Genomic DNA, 18,485 nt, shown 5'->3' on the forward strand with positions numbered 1-18,485 from the left:
GTGAGAAACATGATTAAGTTTCCTGAACATTTTCTTTGGGGCGGTGCCATTGCTGCAAACCAAGTAGAAGGGTCGTACAACCTTGGGGGTAAAGGGTTATCGACATCAGACATGCTGCCAAACGGTATTTTGAGTCCGCATCAAACTCGTGAAGAGCGTACGCCGGGTATCAAAGACGTGGCGATCGACTTCTACAATCGCTACCCAGAAGACATTGCGCTATTCAAAGAGATGGGCTTTAACTGTCTGCGCCTGTCTTTAGCGTGGAGCCGCATCTTCCCGAACGGTGACGAGCTAGAACCTAACGAAGAAGGTTTGGCGTTCTACGATAAAATTTTTGACGAACTTGCCGAGCATAACATCCAACCTTTCGTAACTTTATCTCACTACGAAATGCCTTACGCACTGGTTGAAAACTATGGCGGTTGGGGCGATCGTCGCGTCATCGAATTCTTCGAACGTTATGCCCGCACCGTGCTGGAACGCTACAAAGACAAAGTGAAGCTGTGGTTAACGTTCAACGAAATCAACATGTCTCTACACGCACCATTTACTGGTGTTGGTTTGCAAGAAGACGCCAGTGAACAAGAGATTTACCAAGCGATTCACCACCAACTAGTCGCCAACGCAAAAGCGGTAAAACTGTGTCAGCAAATCGTACCCAACGGCAAGATTGGTAACATGCTGCTTGGCGCAATCAACTACCCATACACCTGTAACCCTGATGACGTGCTTGCTGCCATGCATGAAAACAACAAGTGGTTGTTCTTCGGTGATGTACAAACACGTGGTCAGTACCCAGGCTACATGAAGCGTTACTTCCGTGAAAACGGCATCGAAATTCAGATGGAAGCAGGCGACTTAGAAGAAATTGCGTCTGCGAGTGTCGATTTCATCTCATTCAGCTACTACGCAAGCGGCTGTGCAAGTGCGGATCCGAAACAGAAAGAAGTGGGTAACATCGTCGATAGCGTACCAAACCCATACCTTGAAAAGAGCCAATGGGGCTGGCTGATCGATCCAAAAGGCCTGCGTGTTCTGCTGAACTTCCTTCACGACCGCTACCAAAAGCCACTGTTCGTCGTAGAAAACGGCCTAGGTGCGCGTGATGAAATCGATGAAAACGGTGAGATTCAAGATGATTACCGCATCGCTTACTTGAACGACCATCTTGTACAAGCACATGAAGCAATTTTGGATGGCGTTGAGCTGATGGGCTTCACCAGTTGGGGACCAATCGATTTGGTCGCGAACTCAACCGCTGAAATGAGCAAACGTTACGGTTACATCTACGTTGATCGCCACAACGATGGTCAAGGTACGTTAGAACGTAAACGTAAGAAGAGCTTCTTCTGGTATCAAGATGTGATTCGCACTGCGGGCGGCTCGCTGAAAAACTAAGCTTATTATCTAGATACAAGCCTAGATACAAAGTGCATGTGTATTTAGATAGAAAAAACAAAGCCCTGCAAACGCAGGGCTTTTCTTATTCCCGATATTCAGTCGTATGACCTATTGGTTAAACACCAATTTCACCACCGTCTTCACGGCGAATAACCACCGTCGCGGCACGTGGACGCAGTGTCATCCCCGCAGGTGTTTCTTCTGCTGCATTGTCGCTGTAAGGCCAGTTGCCTGGGTGCTGAATGTTCACGAACAGAGACTTGTAGTCTGGGCTAATGGTAAAGCCCGTCACTTCACAGCCGTTAGGGCCAACAAAGAAACGTTTCAACTCAGCTTGGTTTTCTGCACCGATCACTTCTTGTGTGCCGTTTTCATCCGTCAGCTTAGAAGGTACAACCGCAAGCATTTGGTCATTGGTGTAAGACGTCACTTCGTCTGCACCGTTGTCTGTTTGAATCCACAGAATACCGCGAGGGTCAAACGCTAAGCCGTCTGGGCTCGCAAACTGGTTTAACTCATTCAAGCCAGAACGGTTGGTATCTGCATCACCATTTGCTGGCGAACCAAACACAAAGATATCCCAAGTAAAGTCAGTTGCTGAAGCACCTTCATCCCAACGAATAACATGACCAAACTTATTATTCAAACGTGGATTCGCAGGATTGGTTTCATCTGTACGGCGCGTATTGTTCGTCAATGTTAAATATACTGAACCCGTGAATGGATCAACCGTACACCACTCTGGTCGATCCATTGGTGTTGCTCCAACTAAATCCGCCGCACCCGCAGTATTGATGATAATTTCAGCCAGTGAATCAAAGTGATCCGCTAACGTACCACCAGCGGTTGTTACGCTATCAAGCGTTAATGGTAACCAAGTACCTGTGCTGTCTTCATTGAAGCGCGCCACATACAGTGTGCCTTCGTCCATGTACTTGTCACCCATCGCCAAGCGGTTATCAGGGTTAGCATCTGCTGGATCCCACGCTGCCGCAGATTCAAATTTGTATAGGTATTCAAAGCGAGAATCGTGACCAGAATAAAATACCACTGGTTTGCCTTCTTCAAGCTTACCGAAAGTACAGCCCTCGTGACGGAAACGACCTAGCGCAGTGCGTTTCTTCGCACGTGAGTTTTGCGTGTAAGGGTCAATCTCGACAATGTAACCGTGACCATTGGCTTCATTACGGTAATCATCCATCGCACTTGCTCCTGTTGGAGCCACATTAAAGCGAGAGAACTCATCAAGACGCTCTTCTGCATTTCCTGCTAATGTTTCCCACAAGTAGCGTGTGCTTTGGTCATCAACACCAATGCGATCTTGCTCTTCTGTACGAGTCCCGGCGTTAACAAAGTAACCAGGCCAGTTCTCTTCACACGTTAAGTACGTGCCCCACGGCGTGTAGCCGTTGCCACAGTTGTTTAACGTACCACGCGCTTGGCTGCCATCTGGCGAGAAACGAGTGACAGTTAAAGATGTGTGGGCCACCGGGCCAGACAAATCCATGACTGTCGCACCAGTATAACGACGGTTTAGTGGATCGGTATCAACCAACTTCCACATGTTGTCTTCCAGTTGAATTCGAACCACTGACACACCGTGCGCGTTAATCTCTTTGCGCACTTCATCTACAATGGTACGTACGCCATTTTCAACCGTCGGACCATTTGGATGCAGTGCTGATGTGTCGATGTACTCGTGGTTAATACATAGCAAGCCATCTGTAGTGCTATCGTTCAATGGGAAAAAATGCATGCCGTCATGGTGCATGCCTAGCGCATTTAACTGATCGGTACTGGTGTTGGTACCATCATTTTGCCATGCGCTGCCTTGCGCATTAAGTGGTGTTCCCCAAGGTACTAGTACTTGTGCGGTGTAGCCTTGTGGAATTGAAACTGCGTCAGTGAGTGAGCCTGGGATAGATTCAAAGTTAAGAACGGCTTTAGATGCGCCCGAACCACTGCTTACTGTACTCCCTGAGTCAGACGAGTTACAACCAGCCAATCCGAAAGCACCAAACGCTGTCATCGCACTGATACCTAAACCACCTTTCAGAATGCTGCGTCGAGATAGGCTCGCTTCTAATACTTCTTCAAATGGTTTGTTTTCACTTTGGTTATAACGCGTCGCGTCAAAGGTTTCCTTGCTCATTTTTACTTTCCCGATCTTATAGTTTAATTAATAAATAAGTGATTAGTTGAACGGCAAGAAGTTTGGATAAGAAAAATGACAAAAGTGCTTAAAACATATGAAACTTGTGTTTCAACAATACTGCAAACCAACCAACACAGCTAACGAAGCAATTAAATTCTGGTCACATAATCACCAACTGTATCGCTTCATTCTGATTTTACTTGGGCTAAAGTGTGATAGAAGGTATAAGGTGTACGAAATCAAATCATCTACGAGAGATAATCATGAAATTAGACAAGATCGATAACAAGAGCCGTCGTATCCGTAAAAAGCTGTTCTTAGGTGAGTTCGCAATCCTAGGTTTCGAGATCAGCTGTGAAACAGACATTAACGACTTCGACCGTTACGATGCATTCGTTGATGACTTTATCGACTACATTGACGAGCTTGGTCTTTGCTTCGGTGGCGGTGGTCTAGAACTGTTTGAAGGCTTCCTATGTTCTACTGACCGTTACGGCAGTGCGACTGAAGAACAGAAAGCGCAAGTTATTAAATGGTTAGAAGCACGTCCAGAAGTGAAAAGCGCGCAAGCGGGCGAACTAGTTGACGCCAACTACCTGTAACTAAAGGGCAACCTGTAATACGCAGAGCTCAGTAAATGGTAGAGAAAGCTGGTCTTAAGACTGGCTTTTTTATTTTTTGAAGAATGCGATAGTAAAAATAGGGGTTTGGGAAGTTGCGCGGAGTGAATGTGATTGTGGTGTTTTTGAGCTGGCAATCAACGGGAAACTGTGTTCCACAGCCAGCTCGTGCCTTTAGGTATAATTAACTATGATTTTTTAGCTGGGGCGTCTTTCGTGTCTTTCCAGTATTGAATACGCACACGATGTAGCTGAGCTCTTCTAGTCTTTTTCATAGTAAAGTCCCTCATCTTATATAAGTAACGCTCCTCATGGAGCTTATTGTCTAAGGTCGTATCCCCTTCAATCTATAAGGGAATCAATAATTTAACCGTGACCAATTTCACAACATAATGATAATTACCGATTTCTTGCAGCCTGTTTTTACTGGCAAACGGCATATTATCTATCTGACACAGTTAACTTACTCACCAGATATGACAGAAAAATGGCAATCAAGTTCCCTACTTATACTGTCATTGAATCTTAATAAGGATTAACAAGGTGGGCATTTCAGATTTACCATACTGTTTATAAAAACCGCAAGATTTTTTATTTCTTTTCAAACAAATCTCTACTCAAGATCAATTCACTTTCATCTTTATCGCCTCCCTTTTAACGCATTGTGATCCAGTTCAATCCACAGAACTCGGAACAAAAAGCGCACATTAATACATTCACCACCAAACCTGTGCGAGATCTCTTACAAGAGTTGTAAGCAAATAGATTAATCACCTCTAAGAGCAATGCCAGAAAAAACATTAAGCATATGATTTAAAAGTAATATTTAAATTCACTTAAAATAATAAGTAAAAATAATTTAGAAAAGTTAATTGAGTCAAATCAGCAAAACATCAATACTCAACTTGTCGACAGGATGTTGGCGGGAACAGGAAAAAAGCCTAAAGGATTGGGTATCTTCAGGATGAAGATTTGATAGCTTAGGATGAGTTGTCAGCAAGGATGTAGTTAAGCTCTAGGATAGAGTTCGCCCGTCAGGATGATAGGCAAGAATGGACACCGCTAGGAAGGCGATGAACAAGGAACTCGGTTAAAGGACTTAGCCACAATCAAGGATAGATGCAGGGAGCACCTATTAGTAGCTGGATTGCTGCGAAAAAGAATAAGCCCCGTCTGGGAAACCTGGCGGGGTTTTATTTTGTCTGTAATGTATTGATAGCGATTCATCTTTTATCGTTTAAGTCTTCTCTGTTTTCATAAAACACCGTGCTATCATTTTCTTTACGTCTCCCAACAAAGCTCTCAGAAAATCACACACTATGCTTAATCCTGTTTGGTTACATACATTTAAGACATTGATTGAAGTCGGTCATTTTACGCAAACGGCAGAAAAACTTTTTATGACTCAGCCTGGCGTCAGCCAACACATCAAAAAATTAGAGCAAAGCTGTCAGCATGCCTTGATCAAGCGCGAAAACAAAAGCTTCGAATTAACCGAGCAAGGCAGGATTGTCTACGCATATGCGCTCGAGTTAGAAGATAGAGAGAAGAAGCTGCTCGAAGAGCTCAGTTTTGATGATGCGTTTTCAGGCCATTGTAAACTGGCTTGTTCTGGTGCAATGGCGTTAATGTTGTATGGGCCCATTTTGGAGAAGCAAAAACAGCACCCGAGCTTATCGTTACATTTAGAAGCCGCGCCAAATCAATCTATTCTCAACGCCATAACGCAAGGGCACATCGATATTGGTATCGTGACTGATGTTCCCAACAAAGGTCTGTTTCACAGTGAGCGAATTGGTAAAGAGAGGTTGTGCTTGGTTCTGCCAAAGCATTATCAAAATAAGCAGATAACGCCACAACTCTTGCATGACTGTGGTGTCATTAGCCACCCTGATGCCGAGCATTACATGACGCTGTTTTTTGACCAATGTGAAGAACCACAGCTCCAAGAAATTAAGATGAGCGATTTACCATTATCCGGCTACGTAAATCAATTGAGCCAAATTTTGCTGCCTGTCAGCAAAGGACTTGGCTTCACCGTGCTGCCTCAAAGTGCGGTCGACAATTTTCCACTAAAAGACACGTTATACATTGCTCAACTGAAAAACACTGTATGTGAAGAGCTATTTCTGGTTCGTAAGCGCAGTCGTGCTCTACCTCTGCGCTATCAGACCATCAAAGAAGTGTTATTGGATGTGATCGGTGGTGCGCATCAATGATGTTAGCCACTCTTCGCTGGTAATGCGTTCCTCTTGGCAATCCACCCAATATGGTTTGCCAGATAACCAACTTTTCGACGCAACTTCTTTTATAAACACATCCACGGAATCAACGTCATCTTTGGCGTAATCCCATTTATTGCGCATGTGTTCTGCCGCTTCTTGATTAGTGTACGCCTTGCCGTTGCGGATAAAGGTGCAAGAGGATTGCTCAACTCGTTTTATCAACGTCGAGATATCTTGCTCTACCCCTGCTAGTGCAAAGGTGGGCAGAATGCTTAATGTAAGTAACAACGTCCACTTTGCTTTCATCGCACCTTTATCCTTATCCCTGACCACGTAACTACTAATAGTAACTACTGATAAGTGACTTAACTATTCTGGTGTTTGGCTGTTTAGCTCAGCAATTATTGCCACCATGCCTTAGCAGGCTGAGGCTCCGCAATCGCCAAGCGTTGACCAATCTCAGGGCTCACCAACGTAACACCGCGCTCTTCACTGATGTCTAACGCACGTTGCATTGGCTCATTCCAATCGTGCATTGATAAATCAAACGTGCTGTTATGGATCGGCATCATCACTTTGCCCTGCACATCGATGTGTGCTTGAACGCTTTGCTCTGGGAACATGTGAATGTCTGACCAGAGTTCATTGTACGCACCTGTTTCAATCATGGTGAAGTCAAACGGACCGTACTTTTCGCCAATCTCTTTAAAGCCATTGAAGTAACCAGAGTCACCACTGAAGAACACTTTGTGTTGTTGTGCATTGATAACCCAACTGCCCCACAGCGTCGTATCGCGGTCTGTCAAACCTCGACCAGAGAAATGCTGAGTCGGAGTTAGTGTATATTCAATGCCGTCAACAGAGTGTGACTCCCACCAGTCTAGTTCGATCACTTTCTCTTTGGGTACACCCCAATTCACCAGTAATTGGCCAACTTTTAACGGCACCAAGAAAGTGCCCACCTTATCGCCTAGCACTTTAATAGAAGCTTTATCTAGGTGATCGTAATGGTCATGACTGATCACCACCACATCGATAGTTGGCAAATCTTCTATCGTGATGGGGGGTTGGTGAAAGCGTTTTGGCCCTGCCCATTGTACAGGAGACGCGCGATCACTGAATACAGGGTCGGTCATTACCAGTTTTCCATCGAGCTTCATTAATACGCTTGAATGACCCAGACGATAGATGACGTCATCTTGCTCTTCTAACAGTTGCCGCGCTGTGATCGCATGCACTGGAATTTCAATCGTTGGTGTTGGGTTAAAGCGCTCAGTCGTAAAATACGCTTTCATGATTTCGAACATGTCGCCCAAACCGCTTTTGTATTCCAACTCTGTATTTGCAAATTTGTCCGGGTATGTTGGCGCTTTTTCAGTATCAACATTAGAACAAGAAATCATGGATGTACCCATCGCGAACGCTCCTACTGTGGCTAGCAAAGTTTTTTTCATAAAAAGTTAACCCGAACAAATGTAAACTACACGGTGCAGTTTACATTCTAATTATCAAAAGTAAACTACTTAGTGTAAAATAGATCAAGAAATGATCTTCTTAACTTAGCAAGCTTATGAATGTAAAAAGAAAAAGTCGTAGCGAAACCAAAAGAGAAGCCATCTTGTGCGCGGCAAGGCAAGCGTTCCAAGAGTTTGGGGTGCAAAACACCAGCATGGATAAGCTCTCTGCAATCGCACAAGTCTCTAAGCGCACGGTCTATAATCACTTCCCTTCTAAGGAAGCGATCGTGACGGAGTTGCTGACTGAGCTTTGGCGTTCGTCAATGATGGAAAGCGATATTAAACGCTTGGCCACTCTGCCACTCAAAGATCAATTGATTGAATTACTCTACAGCGAGATCATTGTGGTGACGGAACCAAACTATATTGAGCTGGCAAAAGTGGCATTTGGGCACTTCTTATTTAAGCCGGAAGATCTCAAAGAACAAGCAGAACAAATGTCGAAACAGGAAACCGCCCTGTACCGCTGGCTTACTGAGAAATCGAACAGTGGCGCTTTGCAAATTGATGATGTACATATAGCAAGCACTCAATTGCACAACTTACTTAAAGGCAGTGCATTCTGGCCGCAGTTAATGGGAATTCGCCCCTCTTTGTCGAATGAAGAATCTAGGCTGTTAGCTACCCAAACGGCGGAACTTTTTTTAAGTCACTATCAAAACAGCTAAAAACAGCGGTCAAATTGGCCGCTTTTTTAAGCGATAATTCGTGACAAAGCGATGAAATTTTTGCTCAATTTTATTTATCTCACCCTTGACAGTCTCATACCGCAAGGCGTGAGCGTTTGATAAAATATTTTTGTCGTGTCGACGATGCTTTTTCGTTTTCATCTCACAAAAAAACGCCCTAAGGTGCGCACCTCTGACGACGTGGTTGTTCAACCACAATTCTAAATCGTTGAAGTAAGTAGGTTATGTCATAACATGATCACCTGCCTACTGCATTCTATGCTCTATACTTATATTTTAATTTGGTACTGACTTACTAAGGAATTGCCATGCGTATTGCTATTCTCTCTCGTAATGAGAATTTATATTCAACCATGCGCCTAAAACAGGCGGGTGAAGAACGTGGGCATCAAATCGATGTGATCGACACGCTTCACTGTTATATGGACATTACGAGCAACAACCCTAAGATCCGCTACAAGGGTGAAGAATTACCGCAATACGATGCTGTTATTCCGCGTATTGGGGCATCTATTACGTTTTACGGCACTGCTGTTGTACGTCAGTTTGAAATGATGGGTACATTTTGTGTCAACGAATCTGTCGCGATCAGCCGCTCTCGTGACAAATTGCGCTCATTACAACTGCTATCACGTAAAGGCATCGGTTTGCCACGCACTGGCTTTGCTCACCATCCTGACAACATTCAGGACGTGATCAAAAACGTTGGTGGCGCACCTCTAGTGATTAAATTGCTAGAAGGCACTCAAGGCATTGGTGTTGTACTTGCTGAAACAAATAAAGCGGCAGAAAGCGTGATTGAAGCTTTCATGGGTTTGAAAGCTAACATCATGGTGCAAGAATTTATCGAAGAAGCAAAAGGCGCGGACATCCGTTGTTTTGTTGTCGGAAATAAAGTTATAGCCGCAATGAAGCGCCAAGCAAAAGAAGGTGAGTTCCGTTCTAACCTTCACCGTGGCGGCTCTGCACAACTCGTGCGTTTGAGCAAAGAAGAGCGTGCGACCGCTGTAAATGCTGCGAAAGTGATGGGCTTGAACCTTTGTGGTGTGGATATCCTTCAATCTAAAAATGGCCCAGTGGTAATGGAAGTGAACTCTTCCCCTGGTCTAGAAGGCATCGAACTAGCAACTGGTAAAAACATTGCAGGTATGATCTTCGATTTTATCGAGAAAAACGCTAAGCCAAATTCAAACCGTACTCGCGGTAAAGGTTGATTTTTGTTTAACGCACAAGAGAGCCAAAAGCCGGCTCTCTTGTTACTCGTCGCTAGGATGACACTATGAATCAGAAAATGATCATTGGGAATGCCGAAGCTATTTGCTTGCCAGAGTTAGGGATTACTCACCTTGAAGCGCGTATTGATACAGGCGCTCAAACCTCTTCATTACATGTAGACAATATTGATTGCTTTGAAAAAGATGGTCAGTCTTATGTTGCATTCGATCTGCACCCAGATGTATACCATTTAGAACAAGTGGTTCGCTGCACAGCGAAACTAAAAGCAAACCGTAAGGTTAAATCTTCTAACGGTACTTTTGAGCACCGCTGCGTGATCACAACGATGCTGCGTATGGGCGACCAACAATGGCCAATCGACATTACGTTGACTAACCGTGAAAAAATGACTTACATGATGTTGTTAGGTCGTCAGGGCATGGCAGACAAAGTGCTCGTTGATCCTAGCCAATCTCACTTATTGGCATCTTAACCCCGTAGCTTCAGATGAGTGATCGAACGTTTTTGTTGAGCATCACTCGTCTGGCTTTATCTTCGCCTACTTCCTACGAAATAACGCAAACAACAATCCCTTCGCTTTAACTTTTGTCACTCGCCAGTGCGTCATTGGCTTAGTCGGCGCTGTATTCAAAATGTGCTGATACGCTTTTTCATCCAAAGTCACCTCTCCCCCATGTGCCAAAAGCAAACATTGCGGATTCATCTCAAACACACGCTTTAATGATTGCCGATATTGATTCGGATGAAATATGGGAAACGGCGCAATCAGATGCTTTTTCACCTGCACCATTAAATCCGCCACATACAACACATCTTGTTCAGAATGATAAACCGACAGATCTCGGTCGGTATGCCCTAGCGTTTCTAGCACCTGCCAATCATCAAATCCAGGAATAAACTGTCCATCAATAAGTTCAATATCTGGCTTTAGCTTGCGGGAATACCACAGGTTTTGCTTTGGTTTACGCATCCGATTCGCCATCCAGCGTGCTAACATCAAATCGGTCAAATGCATTAGCCAACCGTCTACACCGCTATACCACTGGTTCTCTCGCTTTGCGGCCAATAGCTTGCATCCTGTTAAATCACGTAGTTTGTGCGCACCACCAGCATGGTCTGGATGCATGTGGGTCACAACAACCAACTTTAGGTCAGAAAAAGGACGATGGAGTTGATGTTCAATAAAGTCTTTAAGATGAGGGATGTCTGCTCGACTGGCACCATCAAGCAACAATAATTTATCGGAATATTCGGCGAGATACATGGTCTGAATGTACCCCTGAATTCTGTGCAGCTGCAAAATATGTCCTTATTTTAGTGAGATGCTTCATGACCGAATCCTTACTGGTCAGACCAACTATAACAGCAGAATGGACGCTTCGGTAAACAAATATTCACACGTAGCGACGACAACAAATCATAATCGAGATGATAGATTTTAATCATTAGACTCAAGGGCCCTTTTATCCGTTAATGCGCGCACACGGAGTTCGTGTCAGGGTATGAGGTAAATACCTCATGATTTGCTTTTTTGTACTTTTCCTTCTAATTAATTAAGGAGTTAAGTACATTTTTGTGAGAATCGAGTTGGAAAAAGCAACTAAATTAGACCGCATCCGCGCGGACTACAACGTTCACTACTGGAGCCAAGGTTTCTACGGCATTGATGACCAAGGCGAAGTATATGTATCACCACGTAGTGATCGTGCACATCAAATCCCTTTCAGCGCTATTGTAAATGAGCTAGAAGCGAAGCAGTTAAATCTGCCTGTATTAGTACGCTTCCCGCAAATCGTGCACCAACGTGTGCATGGTATTTGCCACGCATTCAACCAAGCAATTGAAGAATACCAATATCCAAACAAATACTTGTTGGTGTACCCAATTAAAGTAAACCAACAACGTGAAGTGGTGGATGAAATTCTAGCGAGCCAAGCTCAACTAGAAACCAAGCAGCTTGGTCTTGAAGCGGGTAGCAAGCCAGAATTGTTGGCGGTACTTGCATTGGCTCAACAAGGTAGCTCCGTGATCGTGTGTAATGGCTACAAAGACCGTGAGTATGTGCGTCTTGCACTGATCGGTGAAAAGCTGGGTCACAAGGTATTCATCGTATTAGAGAAGCTTTCTGAGCTGGATCTGGTACTAGAAGAAGCGAAAAGTTTGGGCGTAAAACCGCGCCTTGGTTTACGCATTCGCCTCGCCTCTCAAGGCGCAGGGAAATGGCAAGCAAGTGGCGGTGAAAAATCGAAGTTTGGTTTATCAGCATCGCAAGTGCTTAGCGTTATTGAACGTCTTAAACGCGAAGGCAACCTAGACGCGATGCAACTGGTTCACTTCCACCTTGGTTCACAGATGGCAAACATCCGTGATGTACGCAATGGTGTGAACGAGTCTGCACGTTTCTACTGCGAGCTACGCGCACTCGGTGCAAACATCGAGTACTTCGATGTGGGCGGCGGCTTGGCAGTGGATTATGACGGCACACGCAGCCAATCATCGAATTCGATGAACTACGGACTTGCAGAATACGCACGTAATATCGTCAACACTGTGGGCGATGTGTGTCTGCAATACGAACAACCAATGCCAGTGATCATTTCGGAATCGGGTCGCTCGCTAACAGCGCACCACGCTGTATTGATTTCTAACGTAATTGGTACCGAGTCGTACCTACCGGAAGAAGTACATGAGCTTGATGAGGACGCTCCGCTGTTGCTACAAAACATGTGGCGAAACTGGGAAAACTTACAAGATGGTACAGACGCTCGTGCGTTAATTGAGATTTACAATGATACCCAAAGTGATTTGGCAGAAGTGCACTCTCAATTTGCTACAGGCGTGCTTAACTTGGAACAACGTGCGTGGGCAGAACAATTGTCACTGCGCATTTACTTCGAATTAAGCCGCAAGATGAGCACTAAGAATCGCTTCCACCGTCCGATTCTGGACGAGTTGAGCGAACGTCTTGCGGATAAGTTCTTCGTGAACTTCTCTCTCTTCCAATCTCTACCAGATGCTTGGGGTATTGATCAGGTGTTCCCTGTTCTGCCACTTTCTGGTCTGGGCGAGGCGGAAGAGCGTCGTGCAGTGATGTTGGACATCACATGTGACTCTGATGGCGCGATCGATCACTACGTTGATGGTCAAGGCATCGAGAGCACGCTACCTGTACCAGCTTGGAGCAAAGACAAACCGTACTTAATGGGCTTTTTCCTAGTAGGCGCATACCAAGAAATCCTTGGTGACATGCACAACCTATTTGGTGATACCCACAGTGCTGTAGTCAATGTTGATGAACACGGTCAATTTGAGATCAGTTACATCAACGAAGGTGATAGTGTAGAAGACATGATGCGCTACGTTCATATCGACGTGGATGCGATTCGTGACAATTATAAACAATTGGTTTCACATCGAGTTGAAGCCAATGAACAAGCACAAATCCTAGCAGAACTAGAACAAGGTCTAGCAGGATACACCTATTTAGAGGACTTCTGATATGAATGATTTGTTTACTAAAACTGATTATTCGCTTTACTCCAACTCTATGTCGTTTTTACGTCTGCCGTACATTCGTAACCCGGTATCGGCAGACGCAGACGTTGTGGTGTTGGGAGTCCCTCTGGACATGGCAACATCTGGGCGTCCAGGTGCGCGTATGGGTCCAGATGCAATTCGCCGTGCCTCAGTCAACTTGGCATGGGAAGGTAAGAAGTTCCCGTGGAGCTTCAACGTATTGGATAAACTGAAAGTGATCGACGCAGGTGATCTCGTGTTCGATTGCGGTGATGCGGAAGATTTTACTTACCGCCTTGAAGCGGCAACCAGTGAAATTCTAAAAAGTGGTAAAACCATGTTGGGATTGGGCGGTGACCACTTCATCACGCTACCTATCCTACGTGCCTATGCGAAGCATCATGGCCAAATGGCTTTGATTCACTTTGATGCTCATACGGACACCTATGCAAATGGCAGTTCATACGATCACGGTACGATGTTCTACCATGCGCCGAAAGAAGGTTTGATCTCAGCGAAGAACTCAATACAAATCGGCATTCGTACGGAGTACAAACAGCAAGATCACGGCTTCAATGTGATTAATGCGATGCAAGCGAATGACATGTCGGTGAACGAGATCCTAGAAGAAATTCGTCGCACCGTCGCAGACAAGCCAGTATATGTCACTTTTGACATCGACTGCTTAGACCCGGCCTTCGCACCGGGAACTGGTACACCAGTTTGTGGTGGCTTGAACTCAGACAAAGCGCTGAAAATTATTCGTGGTTTAGCCGGCATGAATATCGTGGGTATGGATGTTGTCGAAGTATCGCCTCCATACGATCACAGTGATGTTACCGCACTAGCGGGAGCAACCATCGCACTAGAAATGCTTTACGCATATGCATCTGAGCGCGAATAGACATAATCATTTCTAAGGGAGCTTCGGCTCCCTTTTCTTTCTGATGCCTTCCTCTACCTTTTATTCACTCGTTTCATCTTGAACTCACCTCAACCGATCAGACGCTTTATTTTTGCACTTTAACCATTAAAAACAGTTACCTATAAGGCTCATACTATTCACGAAAAGCAAAAGATTTAACGTAAATAGACAAAGAAATGCACCTCTTTTTGAAAACAAAATCGGATTAGTTTTTCTAATTGAAATCATAGATTTTTATCTTGCTCGACTTCACACTTTTCGATTGCTAATTATACAAGCAAGCACTATTATCTCGCGCAAATATCCCCGCAACACAAGAATTCAGTTGGCACTCTGTAAAAGAGCGCTAAGGGTTTTTACGTCTTAAACTTTTTGGAGAGATACGCAAATGTCTGCTTCGTTTCCATTAGCGAAACTTACCTTTTTAATCGCTATATTGACTGCCGTGGGTCAAATGACCCAGACAATGTACGTGCCTTCAATCGGTCATATGGCGGGCGAGTTTTTGGTATCTGCGTCATCACTTCAAGCTGTGATGGCTTGTTACCTAATCCCATATGGCTTGTCGCAATTTGCGTATGGCACACTATCGGACCGCTTGGGACGCAAACCGATCATCATCGTCGGGCTGCTTATCTACATCGCGGGTACACTGGTAGCATTATTTGCACATCAATTTGAATGGTTCTTGATTGGTAGCTTTATCCAAGGCTTAGGTATTGGTTGCGGCGGTGCGATGTCACGCACTCTGACTCGCGATTGCTTTGAAGGCTCTGATCTACACAGAGCAAACAGCTTAATTAGCATGTGTGTGATTTTCTCACCATTAATGGCACCAGTATTAGGCGGCTACCTAACAGAAGCTTTCGGATGGCGGTCGAGCTACTTGTTCTTAGCGCTATTTGCTATCGCGGTTGTGATCACCATGATGACAAGCATGATGGAGACGCTACCAAAAGAGAAACGCAAATTCGAACCAGTAGCCAAAAGCTACAAACACGTTTTGTCTGACCGTCGCTTTCAAGGCTTTTTAATTTGCCTGGTTGCAACATTCGCAGGTGTGGGTGTATTCGAAGCGGCGGCTGGGGTGTTGTTAGGTGGGGTATTAGAATTACCTGCAACAACGGTAAGTTTGCTGTTTATATTGCCGATCCCAGGTTACTTGGTGGGTGCGGGCTTATCTAGCTACATCGCAAGACGTCGCTCTGAGCGTCGTGCTCTAAATGTAGGCTTGGTCTCTATTTTTGTAGGCTCTGCTATTGTGCTCATCCCAGGCTTGTTTGGTTTAACCACGGCATTAACGCTGGTTGGAGGCGCAACCGTGTACTTTTTGGGTGCGGGCATTCTCTTCCCAGCAGCAACAACTGGAGCGATTGCGCCATTCCCATACCATGCAGGAACAGCAGGCGCGACATTGGGTGGCATGCAAAACTTGGGGGCAGGTGTAGCAACTTTGCTCGCGTCACTATTTCCAGCGCATAACCAGATGCCTTTGGGCATTTTGATGATGGCAATGTCGGTAATTGCAATGCTTGGGTTAATGTGGGTGAATCGAGCACACAATCACTCAAACGAAGTACCGCAAGTTATCTGATCATTATCAGCTTACTTTCAAAATCCAAAAGGGACACACTCAACAAGTGTGTCCCTTTTTTCATATCACACTATATCGATTTCCCGATGAGAATGATTTAACTTTCGAATTGATATTTGTTAAAAATAACAGCTGCTTACACAATGTGTTTTCAGCTTCCTTCAAATTGAGTAGCCAACTCGAAAATATTGAGGATTCTCACTTTTTCGGCATACCCCATAACAAAGAATGGACAACTGAAAACCACTAACAAAATGAAAGCCCAGCCCTCAGGATGAGGCCACTTGAGTGTACAATAAGGATAAAATCAGATGCGTTTCACTTTAACTACGTTGGCCGTCTCGGTCGCGCTTGTCGCCGGATGCAGCAATCAAGGAATCCCCAGCATGACTCAATACTCCCAAACACAGATCGTTGCTCAACAAACTCAAGCTCCGGTTGCGAAAAAAGTCCCTCACTCGATGACTATTCATGGCGATACCCGCGTTGATAACTACTACTGGATGCGTGACGACGAACGTAAAGACCCTGAAATTTTACAGCACCTAGAGAAAGAAAATCAGTACGCAGAAACCGTTCTAAAGCACACTGAAACACTTCAAGATACGCTATTTGAAGAAATTAAAGGGCGTATCGCAAAAGACGACAACTCAGTACCGGTTCGTAAAGGCAACTACTTCTACTCCAGTGAAGTGACCGGAGATAACGAGTACGAAGTCCATTTGCGAGCTAAAGACTTTGCAGGCAAAGACAAACAAATCATTTTAGATGTCAATGAACTAGCAAAAGAACATGAATTTTTCAGTATCGGCGGCCTATACGTTAGTCCGAATGAAAACTTATTGGCGTATGGCGAAGACACATTAAGCCGCCGCGTGTACACCCTTAAGATCAAAGACCTGACAACAGGCAATTACCTACAAGATGAAATCGAAGGGGCCTCAAGCGCTGTCGCATGGCAGAACGATAACAACGCCTTTTACTACATCAAAAAAGATCCACAGACCTTATTGGGCTACCAAGTTTATCGTCATGTATTGGGCACACCACAAAGCAGCGATGAGCTGATTTTTGAGGAAACCGACAGCGCCTATTACACCTCACTAAGCAAAAGCAAAGATGGCGAAGATATTTATATCTGGCATTCGAGTACAGAAACCAGTGGGGTCTCTATCATTGATGCGAACAACCCTAAAGCAAAGGCGAAACCGTTCTATCCTCGTGAAGATGGCATTGAATACAGTATTTCTAAGCTAGGCGATTGGTACTACATTTATACTAACTATCAAGCCGTCAACTTCCGTTTGATGAAAGTTCATCAAAATGACATGCATGACCGCTCTAAATGGCAAGATGTGATTGCCGCAGACGACAACACTCAACTTGTCGACTTCGAGTTATTCGATGATCACATCGTCTATGAGCAGCGCTCTAACGGCCTAGCAAGCGTCACTGTACGTCAGCTTTCAACAGGAAAAGAACTCCCCCTCACATTTAATGACGATGCGTTTGCTGCCTATTTGACAGGTAACCTAGAGCTGGATAACGAGAAAGTTCGTATTTATTACAGCAGTTTAACCACTCCAGGAACCTACTACGATTTCGATCTAAAAACGGGCGGGTCAGAAATCATGAAGCAAACACCTGTACTTGGTGATTTTAATCCTGACAATTACCAATCAGAACGCATCATGGTCACAGCCCGTGACGGTAAAGAAGTACCCGTTTCTTTGGTGTATCGTAAAGACTTATTTAAGAAAGATGGTACAAATCCACTCTACCAATATGGTTATGGATCTTATGGCGCAACCATTGAGCCAACTTTCCGCTCGACACGTTTGAGTCTATTGGATCGCGGCTTTGTTTACGCCATTGCTCATATTCGTGGATCTGAAATGCTTGGCCGCCCTTGGTATGAAGACGGTAAAAAACTAACCAAGCAAAACACATTCAACGACTTTATTGATGTGACTAAAGGTTTGGTTGAACAAGGCTACGGCGCGAAAGATAAAGTCTTCGCTGTTGGTGGCTCTGCAGGAGGTCTCTTAATGGGGGCTATCATCAACCAAGCACCAGAACTGTACCGCGGTATCGGTGCACATGTTCCGTTTGTGGACGTGGTAACCACTATGCTCGATGAATCAATTCCATTGACCACCAATGAGTATGATGAATGGGGTAACCCAAATAACAAAACATACTATGACTATATGTTGAGTTACTCGCCTTACGACAACATCAAGGCGCAAAACTACCCGAACATGTTGGTAACGACTGGCTTGCACGACTCTCAAGTACAGTACTTTGAACCAATGAAGTGGGTCGCCAAACTTCGTGAAATGAAGACAGACGATAACGTCTTGTTGTTCAAAACCGATATGGAAGCCGGACACGGCGGCGCATCTGGTCGATTTAAGCGCTTAAAAGAAGATGCGCTAGAGTATGCCTTCTTCCTCGATTTACTCGATAAAAAATAAGCGTATTAATAGAACTGTATCTCTAACAACAAAAAATGCCCGCAAGTTGCGGGCATTTTTATAGACGCACTCTCTAAACAAAGAGTGGGGTTACCTAAGCACAGAATGACTAGCGTCTCTTATAGCC

At 44.7% G+C, this 18,485-nt stretch carries 14 protein-coding genes; 10 read left to right on the forward strand and 4 right to left on the reverse strand.

The window, feature by feature from the left end:
- The first annotated feature begins 9 nt into the window (after window positions 1-9).
- Window positions 10-1,401 (forward strand): glycoside hydrolase family 1 protein, encoded by a 1,392-nt coding sequence (locus tag R7R24_RS12620; protein ID WP_039989596.1) that lies wholly within the window; start codon window positions 10-12, stop codon window positions 1,399-1,401.
- Between the two features lie 118 nt (window positions 1,402-1,519).
- On the opposite strand, the gene R7R24_RS12625 is transcribed toward R7R24_RS12620, so the two are convergent.
- Window positions 1,520-3,556 (reverse strand): PhoX family protein, encoded by a 2,037-nt coding sequence (locus tag R7R24_RS12625; protein WP_171342683.1) that lies wholly within the window; start codon window positions 3,554-3,556, stop codon window positions 1,520-1,522.
- Window positions 3,557-3,822: 266 nt separating this feature from the next.
- Between R7R24_RS12625 and R7R24_RS12630 the strand changes: the two genes are divergently transcribed.
- Both R7R24_RS12630 and R7R24_RS12635 read left to right on the forward strand, forming a co-directional pair.
- On the forward strand, window positions 3,823-4,161 hold the full coding sequence (locus tag R7R24_RS12630; RefSeq protein WP_005374208.1) for a YggL family protein: 339 nt from the start codon (window positions 3,823-3,825) through the stop codon (window positions 4,159-4,161).
- Between the two features lie 1,337 nt (window positions 4,162-5,498).
- A complete protein-coding gene (locus tag R7R24_RS12635) occupies window positions 5,499-6,398 on the forward strand; it encodes a LysR family transcriptional regulator (RefSeq protein ID WP_017635526.1) in 900 nt (299 codons plus the stop codon).
- Here R7R24_RS12635 and R7R24_RS12640 read toward each other — a convergent pair.
- Both R7R24_RS12640 and R7R24_RS12645 read right to left on the reverse strand, forming a co-directional pair.
- Entirely contained in the window at window positions 6,366-6,710 is a 345-nt protein-coding gene (locus tag R7R24_RS12640) for a DUF5329 family protein (RefSeq protein ID WP_017635527.1), read from the reverse strand. The genes R7R24_RS12635 and R7R24_RS12640 overlap by 33 nt on opposite strands.
- 95 nt (window positions 6,711-6,805) lie before the next feature.
- On the reverse strand, window positions 6,806-7,819 hold the full coding sequence (locus R7R24_RS12645) for an MBL fold metallo-hydrolase (RefSeq protein ID WP_104980340.1): 1,014 nt from the start codon (window positions 7,817-7,819) through the stop codon (window positions 6,806-6,808).
- 155 nt (window positions 7,820-7,974) lie between these two features.
- Between R7R24_RS12645 and R7R24_RS12650 the strand changes: the two genes are divergently transcribed.
- The 3 genes from R7R24_RS12650 (at window position 7,975) to R7R24_RS12660 (ending at window position 10,318) form a co-directional block, all read left to right on the forward strand.
- The gene (locus R7R24_RS12650) at window positions 7,975-8,589 is read left to right on the forward strand and encodes a TetR/AcrR family transcriptional regulator (protein ID WP_025768062.1); all 615 of its coding nucleotides are present in this window, start codon (window positions 7,975-7,977) and stop codon (window positions 8,587-8,589) included.
- Window positions 8,590-8,918: 329 nt separating this feature from the next.
- A complete protein-coding gene (gene rimK / locus R7R24_RS12655) occupies window positions 8,919-9,824 on the forward strand; it encodes a 30S ribosomal protein S6--L-glutamate ligase (RefSeq protein ID WP_005374224.1) in 906 nt (301 codons plus the stop codon).
- Between the two features lie 65 nt (window positions 9,825-9,889).
- The gene (locus tag R7R24_RS12660) at window positions 9,890-10,318 is read left to right on the forward strand and encodes an ATP-dependent zinc protease (protein ID WP_005384193.1); all 429 of its coding nucleotides are present in this window, start codon (window positions 9,890-9,892) and stop codon (window positions 10,316-10,318) included.
- 66 nt (window positions 10,319-10,384) lie between these two features.
- Here R7R24_RS12660 and R7R24_RS12665 read toward each other — a convergent pair whose 3' ends face one another.
- Window positions 10,385-11,110 carry an MBL fold metallo-hydrolase gene (locus R7R24_RS12665; RefSeq protein ID WP_021035905.1) on the reverse strand — a complete coding sequence of 242 codons (726 nt, stop codon included), beginning with the start codon at window positions 11,108-11,110 and terminating at the stop codon, window positions 10,385-10,387.
- 323 nt (window positions 11,111-11,433) lie between these two features.
- Here R7R24_RS12665 and speA point away from each other — a divergent pair, with 323 nt between their 5' ends.
- The 4 genes from speA to R7R24_RS12685 all read left to right on the forward strand — a co-directional run bounded on the left by speA (window position 11,434) and on the right by R7R24_RS12685 (window position 18,358).
- Complete coding sequence (gene speA / locus R7R24_RS12670) at window positions 11,434-13,344, forward strand: arginine decarboxylase (RefSeq protein WP_031812864.1); 1,911 nt, start codon at window positions 11,434-11,436, stop codon at window positions 13,342-13,344.
- 1 nt (window position 13,345) lies between these two features.
- Window positions 13,346-14,266 carry an agmatinase gene (speB, locus tag R7R24_RS12675; protein WP_005374233.1) on the forward strand — a complete coding sequence of 307 codons (921 nt, stop codon included), beginning with the start codon at window positions 13,346-13,348 and terminating at the stop codon, window positions 14,264-14,266.
- Between the two features lie 409 nt (window positions 14,267-14,675).
- Window positions 14,676-15,881: a multidrug efflux MFS transporter EmrD gene (gene emrD / locus R7R24_RS12680; RefSeq protein WP_005374234.1), complete on the forward strand. Its 1,206-nt coding sequence runs from the start codon at window positions 14,676-14,678 to the stop codon at window positions 15,879-15,881.
- 311 nt (window positions 15,882-16,192) lie between these two features.
- Window positions 16,193-18,358, forward strand: coding sequence for a S9 family peptidase (locus R7R24_RS12685; RefSeq protein WP_081886414.1), 2,166 nt, complete (start codon window positions 16,193-16,195; stop codon window positions 18,356-18,358).
- Window positions 18,359-18,485: the final 127 nt, after the last annotated feature.

Source organism: Vibrio sp. 704, assembly GCF_033339295.1.

Bases quoted from the DNA above. Each gene is read 5' to 3' on its own strand.
- speB (WP_005374233.1), top strand. From the start codon at position 13,346: ATGAATGATTTGTTTACTAAAACTGATTATTCGCTTTACTCCAACTCT.
- R7R24_RS12635 (WP_017635526.1), top strand. From the start codon at position 5,499: ATGCTTAATCCTGTTTGGTTACATACATTTAAGACATTGATTGAAGTC.
- R7R24_RS12685 (WP_081886414.1), top strand. From the start codon at position 16,193: ATGCGTTTCACTTTAACTACGTTGGCCGTCTCGGTCGCGCTTGTCGCC.
- emrD (WP_005374234.1), top strand. From the start codon at position 14,676: ATGTCTGCTTCGTTTCCATTAGCGAAACTTACCTTTTTAATCGCTATA.
- R7R24_RS12625 (WP_171342683.1), bottom strand. From the start codon at position 3,556: ATGAGCAAGGAAACCTTTGACGCGACGCGTTATAACCAAAGTGAAAAC.
- R7R24_RS12640 (WP_017635527.1), bottom strand. From the start codon at position 6,710: ATGAAAGCAAAGTGGACGTTGTTACTTACATTAAGCATTCTGCCCACC.
- R7R24_RS12630 (WP_005374208.1), top strand. From the start codon at position 3,823: ATGAAATTAGACAAGATCGATAACAAGAGCCGTCGTATCCGTAAAAAG.
- R7R24_RS12665 (WP_021035905.1), bottom strand. From the start codon at position 11,110: ATGTATCTCGCCGAATATTCCGATAAATTATTGTTGCTTGATGGTGCC.
- rimK (WP_005374224.1), top strand. From the start codon at position 8,919: ATGCGTATTGCTATTCTCTCTCGTAATGAGAATTTATATTCAACCATG.
- R7R24_RS12650 (WP_025768062.1), top strand. From the start codon at position 7,975: ATGAATGTAAAAAGAAAAAGTCGTAGCGAAACCAAAAGAGAAGCCATC.
- R7R24_RS12620 (WP_039989596.1), top strand. From the start codon at position 10: ATGATTAAGTTTCCTGAACATTTTCTTTGGGGCGGTGCCATTGCTGCA.
- R7R24_RS12660 (WP_005384193.1), top strand. From the start codon at position 9,890: ATGAATCAGAAAATGATCATTGGGAATGCCGAAGCTATTTGCTTGCCA.
- R7R24_RS12645 (WP_104980340.1), bottom strand. From the start codon at position 7,819: ATGGGTACATCCATGATTTCTTGTTCTAATGTTGATACTGAAAAAGCG.